Source organism: Dietzia aerolata (genome assembly GCF_014144865.1).
GTDB lineage: Bacteria > Actinomycetota > Actinomycetes > Mycobacteriales > Mycobacteriaceae > Dietzia > Dietzia aerolata.
Genome location: NZ_JAALDM010000154.1, coordinates 1 through 7,141, shown reverse-complemented (window position 1 = coordinate 7,141; position 7,141 = coordinate 1). Strand labels below are relative to the sequence as shown.

Here is a 7,141-nt window from a genome sequence, read left to right as displayed (position 1 = left end):
TCATCGTGTCGATGTCGGTGGCCGCGGGCACCCACGCACTGACCGGCCTGGGCGGCTTCATCCTCGCCTCCGGCCTGGCCTCGCTGATCGGCGGGCGCATCTTCGGCCGGATGGCGGACCGCTCCAGCCGCCTCCTCATGGCACGCGCCGCCGCGGCCGCCTCCCTCGTCGCGCTCGCGCTGGTCGTGGTGGTGCTCGCGATCCCCGGCTTCGACGGCGGATCGGCCGCCGGAAAAATCGTGTTCGTGGGCTCCTACTTCCTTCTCACACTGCTGCACTCCGGCGTGCGCGTCGGCCGCAAGACGTACGTCGTGGACGTCGCGGAGGGCGACACCCGAACCGCGTACGTCGCGGTGGGGAACACAAGCATGGGAATCATCCTGCTGGTCGTGGGCGGGATCTCGTCGGCGTTGGCGGTGCTCGGTGTCCAGTGGGCGCTGGTGTTCCTGGCGGTGCTGGGCCTGGTCGGCGCCGCGTCCGCGCTCTCGATGCCGGACGTCTCCCGGGGCGCGAGGTGAGACCCCGCGGCGGAGCCGCGAAAGACGATAATTATGACGACGACGACAACGACCACACACTAGGAGCCCTCATGGCCGCTGACCGCACCCTCTCGGATTTCGAGGCCAACCTGCTGGACGGCAGCGAGAAAGACCTCGCCGACTATGCGGGGCAGGTGGTCCTGGTGGTCAACACGGCGAGCAAGTGCGGATTCACCCCGCAGTTCAAGGGGCTGCAGAAGCTGTACGAGGACTACCGCGACGAGGGGCTCGTGGTGCTGGGCTTCCCCTGCGATCAGTTCGCGAACCAGGAGCCGGGCGACGAGGAGCAGATCGGCGCGTTCTGCGAGCGGAACTACGGCGTCGAATTCCCGATGTTCTCCAAGATCGACGTCAACGGCGGCGACGCGCACCCGCTGTACCGCTGGCTCAAGTCCGAGAAGTCGGGGATGCTCGGCGGCCGCATCAATTGGAACTTCACAAAGTTTCTCATCGGCCGCGACGGTCAGGTCGTGGGCCGATTCGGGCCGAACCGTAAGCCCGAGGACCTGCGCAAGGATGTGGAGCAGGCGCTGTCGGAGTGATCTTGGCCGCCAAGCGGTAACGATGTCGGCTCAGGCACGTTTAAGCTTCCTGAGTATCGTGTCCCACTTTCATCGGAGCCCAATGTCTCTCGGATTTCGCCGTTTCACGGCCACCACGGCGGCTGTCCTCGCCGCCTCCCTGACGTTCGGGCCGGCAGGTCCCGCCGCCGCCCAGGAGGGGGCGCTCGATCCCTCATCGCTCGGCGACGGCAGCGTCGAGCTGGCTCTCGGGAGCCTGGGAGCCCTGCCCGTCGGCTCGACGGCCGGGCTCATCGGCTCGGTCGGGTCCGCCGACTTCCCGCTCGGTGCGGGATCGATGGAAAAGCTGTATGGCGAGCCGCGACCGCACAAGGACGTCGCCCAGTCGGGCTTCGTGAGCAAGACAACCGACGGGAACTTCGAATACTGGGTCGTCGACTCGTACGCGATGCAGCGCGAGGTCCTGGTCGAGGTCAAGCCGTCCACGGGCGACGGTCCGGCACCGGTGCTGTACCTGCTCGACGGTGTGGATTCCCCGGAAGACCCCTCTGGTTGGCGATCGATGGCCAAGGTCGATACCCGCCCGGTCGCGAACGACAACGTTCACATCGTGGCTCCGACCGGCGCGTACGCCTCGTACTGGACCGACTGGCAGAACAACGATCCTCTGCTGGGTAACTACAAGTGGGAGACCTTCCTGACGGAGGAGCTTCCGGACATCGTCGCCGACCAGTTGAACGTCAACGGCAAGAACGCCGTCGGCGGTATCTCGATGGGCGGGCAGGCGGCCATGCACCTCGCCGCGACGGACGACATGTATGACGCCGTGATGTCGTTCAGCGGCAACTACTCCACCATGGATCCGCTCGGCTACCAGACCCTGCGCCTGACGGTGGAGACCCGTGGCGCCGAGCTCGACAACATGTGGGGACCGCACGGCAGCGAACAGTGGCGTGCCAACGACACGATCTCGCATGTGAACGACCTGGCCGGCAAGAAGGTGTTCTTTTCCGCTGGCAACGGCGCACTCGGGCCGGATGATCTCGGCGTGTACAAGGACGACGTCCAGTCGATGGCCGTGGGCGTCGTTCTCGAGCGCGGGGTCTTCGAGGGAACCACGGCATTCGAGCGTGCGCTGAACAGTGCCGGTGTCGAGCACGAGGTCGTCTACACCCCGACCGGCGCCCACAACTGGGTCAACTTCATGAAGAACTTCGACGCCGGCTGGAATTACATCAAGGGCGCGCTCGACTGATCCGCTGCTGCGCGTCGGCCGGCCAGGTGCCTGTCGGGCGCGCAGCGCGGCACCGCCCGAATCGATTCGTACCTGGAGCCCTGATGTCCTACGGAATGCGCAGTGTGGCCGCCACGGCTGGCGCACTCGCGATCGTGTTGACCGTGGGATCCACGACGACCGCCCTCGCGCAGCCCGCCGCCGGTGACCTGCCATCGGTGTTGCGTGGTTTCGAGGACGCCGTCCGGATCGGACCACTGCCCGCTCCGCGCCCGATCGGGTCGACAGCCGAGCTCGTCGACGCGCTCGGGGCGGCGCAGTACCCGGTCGGCACCGACCCGACCAGCGCCCTCGAGGTGCGGCCGCGGCCGCCGAAGGACGTCGACCGGACGGCCGTGGTCAGCACGCGGACCGACGGGCGCTACGAATACTGGGTCGTCGACTCCCTCGCCATGCAGCGGGAAGTGCAGGTTGAGGTCCTGCGTGCGACCACCGATGAGGCTGCACCGGTGCTGTACCTGCTCGACGGCGTCGACTCGCCGGAAAACCGTTCCGGATGGCGTTCCGAGGGCGAACTGGACACGCATCCCATCGTCGAGGACGACGTGCATGTGGTGATCCCGACCGGGGCGTACGCCTCCTACTGGACCGACTGGGAATCCGACGACCCGGTCCTGGGCCGCAACAAGTGGGAGACCTTCCTGACCGAGGAACTGCCCCGCGTCGTGGCCACACATCTCAATGCGACGGACCAGGCGGCGGTCGGCGGGATCTCAATGGGAGCCCAGGCCGCCATGCATCTCGCCGCCACCACGGACCTTTACGACGCGGTCATGGCGTTCAGCGGCCACTACTCCACGATGGATCCGCTCGGCTTCCAGACCAGGCGAGTGACCGTCGAAAGTCGTGGCGGCGACGTCGAGAACATGTGGGGCCCGCGCGGCAGCGAGCGGTGGCGGCAGAATGACACCATCTCCCACGTCCGCGGCCTGGCCGGCAAGAAGGTGTTCTTCGCGGCGGGCAACGGGATCATCGGACCCGACGACCTCGCCGTCTACCAGGATGACCAGCAAGCGGTGATCGGCGGGACCATCCTGGAACTCGGTGTCCACGAGGGCACCACCGCATTCCAGCGGGCATTGATCGAGGCCGGAATCGACCACCGGGTCGATTACGCCGCGACCGGCCTGCACAACTGGTCCACCTTCATGGCCAGCTTTGACGCCGGCTGGGAGTACATCAAGCCGGCACTCGAAGACTGACCTCGCCCGGGGCGAAGTCAGGCGGCGCCGATGCTTCGCTCCCATCGCCAAGTGGGTTTCGCACATTTCTACTCGGGCGATGCGTGCTGAACTCTCTTGGCGATGACCGGCCAGGGCCAGGGCCAGGGCCGGGGCCGGGGCGGTGTCAGGCGGCCACGGCGACCCGGCGGCGGGGTGGGTCAGGCGGCGACGGCGACACGGCGGCGGGCCAGATATGCGGCGATCGACGAGATCGCACTCTCCAACACGCCTGCCTCCGGCAGGCAGACGATCCGGAAATGGTCCGGCTCCGGCCAGTTGAAGCCCGTTCCATGCGTAACGAGAACATGCTCCGACCGCAACAGATCGAGGACGAAGGCCTCGTCGTCGTCGACCCCATACATTTCTCGATCGATGCGCGGGAAGCAGTACAACGCTCCGCGCGGCGGTACGCAGCTCACCCCGGGGATCGCATTCAGCATCTCCGCGGCCATCGCCAGACGCGACTCCAACTCGCCGCCCGGATCCACCACGTCAGCGGGCAGCTCCGAGCCCGGCTGGCCCGCGGCGAGCGCGACGGGGATCGCGTACTGGCCCGGGACGTTGGGGCACACCCGCATGTTGGACAGCAGCGTGATGCCCTCGAGCAGGTCCGACGCGCGATCCAACGGTCCGGTCGCAGCCACCCAGCCCGCCCGGTAGCCGCACACCCGATACGCCTTGGACAGGCCGCCGAAGGTCAGGCACAGCACGTCGCTGCCGGCGGCGAGCGCAGCGTGATGGTGCACCGCGTCGCCGAAGACCAGCTCCTCGTAGATCTCGTCGCTGAGCAGGACGAGCCCGTGGCGGCGCGCGATGTCGGCCATCCCTCGGACCGTTTCCTCGCTGTAGACGGCGCCCGTCGGATTGTTGGGGTTGATCAGCACCAGCGCGGTGGTGCGGGGCGTGATCTTGGATTCGATGTCGGCCAGCGACGGGTTCCAGCCGTTGTCCTCGTCGGCCAGGTAGTGCACGGGCACGCCGCCGGTCAGGTTCACCGCGCCCGTCCACGTGGGGTAATCGGGTGCGGGGACCAGGATCTCGTCGCCCGGGTTGACCATGGCCTGCAGCACGAGCGTGATGAGTTCGCTGACGCCGTTGCCGAGGAAGACGTCGTCGGCGGTGACCTGGTCGACCCCGACGCGGCGGTAGTGTTCGGCGACCGCCTCGCGCGCGACCGGGATTCCGCGCGAGTCCGAGTAGGCCTGCCCGTCGCCGAGGTCGCGGGCCACGGCGTCGACGATCTCGGGCCGGGCCTCGAGCCCGAACGGGCGCATGTTGCCCAGGTTCAGTCGCAGGATGTCGTGGCCCTCGGCCTCCAGTCGCATCGCCTCGGTGAGGATCGGGCCGCGGACGTCGTAGCGGACGTCGCGGAGCCGGGCGGACTGGCGGTAGGTGGGCGCGGTGGTGTTCATGCGACCATTCCACCGCCCAAGTGGCGCGACTGGAAGGTCCACTTTGTGCAGAGTGGCGAGACCACTTTGGCGCCGGCGGGCCGCCCAGGGCGCCGGGCGGGGATGGTCGTCAGGGCTGCGGACATGGTCGCCACCAGTGCGACGACACGCCCTCAGGGCCGCAGCCATGACGACCATCCCGGTGGATCCAGCCGAAACCGGCTAGCCGGGCGAGCTCAGCTCGGCCAGGTCAGCCCGGCCAGGTCAGACCGTGGGGCCCTGCTGCTTGACGATCTTCTCGGATTCGCCGACCTCGCGTCCGGCGGCACGCGCCGAGGCGAGCCGGGTCTCGTGGGCGGTGCGGATGATCTCGGAGTATTTGTCGTGGTGGTCCAACAGTTCCTCGCGATACTTCGGCGCCACGGCCTCGGCCTTGCGTGTCCACTCGTCCATCAGCTGCTCGGCCTTTTCGCGGTCGGCGTCGGAGGTGTCCGATTCCTCGGCCAGCTTCGAGTAGCGGTACGAGTACTTCTCGGCGTTCTGCAGTGCGCGCAGCGCCTTGCCCTTGGGGCTGGACAGCGAGACGATCACGGTGATCGCGAGGATGCACACGATCACCAGCAGCGAGGTGGTGGTGGGGATCTCGGTGACGGGGACGTTCTCGCCGTCGTTGATGAAGCCCAGGTTGTTCTCGTGCAGTGCGTGCAGGATCAGCTTGACGCCGATGAAGCCCAGGACCGCGGACAGTCCGTAGGACAGGTAGACCAGCCGGTCGAGCAGGCCGTCGATGAGGAAGTACAGCTGCCGCAGACCCATCAGGGAGAACGCGGTGGCGGTGAAGACGATGTACGGCTCCTGCGTCAGACCGAAGATCGCGGGGATCGAGTCGAACGCGAACAGGATGTCGGTGGCGCCGATCGCGACCATGACGAGCAGCATCGGCGTGAGCATGCGCTTGCCATCGATGCGGGTGAACATCTTGTCGCCGTCGTAGTGCTCGGAGGCGGGCAGGAACTTCTTGGCCAGCCGGACCATGACGTTGTCCGCCTCGTCCTTCCCGTCCTTGTCGCCGGTCAACTCGCCACGCAGCTGCTGGCCGGCGATGAGTAGGAGTGCGATACCGAAGAGGTAGAACACGTCCGACCAGGCCTCGATGATCGCGGCGCCGAGCAGGATGAAGATCGTGCGGGAGATCAGCGCGAACGTGATGCCGAACAGCAGGACCTTCTGCTGGAACTCGCGTGGCACCTTGAACGACGCCATGATCACCAGGAACACGAAGAGGTTGTCGACACTCAACGCCTTCTCGGTGATGTAGCCGGCGTAGTACTCAACCGCGTGCGCGGTGTCGCCGACGGCGAAGAAAATCAGACCGAACAGCAGCGCGATGCCGATGTAGATCGCGGACCAGATCGCGGACTCGCGAATCGTGGGCAGGTGCGCCTTGCGCACGTGGAAGATGTAGTCGAATGCCAGCAGGCCCACGATGACTGCGATCGTGATGCCCCACAGCAGCGGAGTGATCTCCATGGAGGGACGGGTGTCCTTTCGTGAGAAACGGTGCGGGGACGACGAGGTCCCGTGAGTCTCTCCGCCCACTCCCGCACGAGCTGCCGGTGTGAACCGCTGCGCCCGGCCGGTCCGATTGGCGGACCCGCGTGTTGACGATCGCAGCGTTGTGGATACTCCCCCACTGCCGGTGAATGCTACACGGCTTGGTCCAGACCGTCAGTGGACGAGACGGCCGCCACTCACTCGCCTGGACTGGCCCAGCCGGCCAGGAGGCCCGCGGCTGTGGCGGCGTCGGTCTCCCCGGCCGCCATGGAGACCACGAGGTCGTAGGCGGGATCGTCGGGTGCACGGGCCGCTCGGGGCCCGGCGGCACCGTTCACGCAGGCCGCGCGCACAACCTGCGTGAACCAAACCCCTAGGCTGCAACCATGGCCCGCACCGCCCGCACCGCCACCCTGGTCCTGGGTGACATCGCCGGTGCCGCCGACCTGGTGGATGCGATCATCGCCCGCATCGCCGACGGTGCGCTGGCCGACGGCGACCGCCTGCCCTCCACCCGTGCCCTCGCCGAGCAGACGGGCCTGTCCCGCGGAACCGTGGTCCGGGCGTTCGACGAGCTCGCCGCCGCCGGGTTCGTGGCCTCCGAGCACGGCTCCGGCAC

General features: G+C 67.4%; 7 protein-coding genes and 1 pseudogene. 5 read left to right on the top strand and 3 right to left on the bottom strand.

Translation table 11 applies throughout. The annotated features are described in order from the left end of the window. The 4 genes and pseudogenes from G6016_RS10135 to G6016_RS10120 all read left to right on the top strand — a co-directional run. Positions 1-518, top strand: a pseudogene (locus G6016_RS10135) (MFS transporter); the annotation flags it as partial. Between the two features lie 71 nt (positions 519-589). Continuing rightward, complete coding sequence (locus G6016_RS10130) at positions 590-1,081, top strand: glutathione peroxidase (protein ID WP_182632544.1); 492 nt, start codon at positions 590-592, stop codon at positions 1,079-1,081. Positions 1,082-1,163: 82 nt separating this feature from the next. Continuing rightward, entirely contained in the window at positions 1,164-2,315 is a 1,152-nt protein-coding gene (locus G6016_RS10125; protein ID WP_182632543.1) for an alpha/beta hydrolase, read from the top strand. An 83-nt stretch (positions 2,316-2,398) separates the two neighbouring features. Then, positions 2,399-3,556, top strand: coding sequence for an alpha/beta hydrolase (locus tag G6016_RS10120; protein ID WP_182632542.1), 1,158 nt, complete (start codon positions 2,399-2,401; stop codon positions 3,554-3,556). A gap of 179 nt (positions 3,557-3,735) precedes the next feature. Here the strand turns inward: G6016_RS10120 and G6016_RS10115 are convergent, their stop codons facing one another. From G6016_RS10115 to G6016_RS10105, 3 genes are all read right to left on the bottom strand, one after another. After that, positions 3,736-4,989 (bottom strand): pyridoxal phosphate-dependent aminotransferase, encoded by a 1,254-nt coding sequence (locus G6016_RS10115; protein ID WP_182632541.1) that lies wholly within the window; start codon positions 4,987-4,989, stop codon positions 3,736-3,738. Positions 4,990-5,232: 243 nt separating this feature from the next. Further along, positions 5,233-6,498 (bottom strand): TerC family protein, encoded by a 1,266-nt coding sequence (locus G6016_RS10110; RefSeq protein WP_182632540.1) that lies wholly within the window; start codon positions 6,496-6,498, stop codon positions 5,233-5,235. A gap of 221 nt (positions 6,499-6,719) precedes the next feature. Beyond that, complete coding sequence (locus G6016_RS10105) at positions 6,720-6,860, bottom strand: hypothetical protein (RefSeq protein ID WP_182632539.1); 141 nt, start codon at positions 6,858-6,860, stop codon at positions 6,720-6,722. A gap of 48 nt (positions 6,861-6,908) precedes the next feature. On the opposite strand from G6016_RS10105, the gene G6016_RS10100 reads away from it, so the two are divergent. Further along, positions 6,909-7,141, top strand: a 233-nt coding sequence (locus tag G6016_RS10100) for a GntR family transcriptional regulator (RefSeq protein WP_182632538.1), incomplete at its 3' end; no start/stop codon positions are given.

Excerpts from the sequence above, each read along its gene's own strand:
- G6016_RS10130 (WP_182632544.1), top strand. The coding sequence starts at position 590 with ATGGCCGCTGACCGCACCCTCTCGGATTTCGAGGCCAACCTGCTGGAC.
- G6016_RS10125 (WP_182632543.1), top strand. The coding sequence starts at position 1,164 with ATGTCTCTCGGATTTCGCCGTTTCACGGCCACCACGGCGGCTGTCCTC.
- G6016_RS10120 (WP_182632542.1), top strand. The coding sequence starts at position 2,399 with ATGTCCTACGGAATGCGCAGTGTGGCCGCCACGGCTGGCGCACTCGCG.
- G6016_RS10115 (WP_182632541.1), bottom strand. The coding sequence starts at position 4,989 with ATGAACACCACCGCGCCCACCTACCGCCAGTCCGCCCGGCTCCGCGAC.
- G6016_RS10110 (WP_182632540.1), bottom strand. The coding sequence starts at position 6,498 with ATGGAGATCACTCCGCTGCTGTGGGGCATCACGATCGCAGTCATCGTG.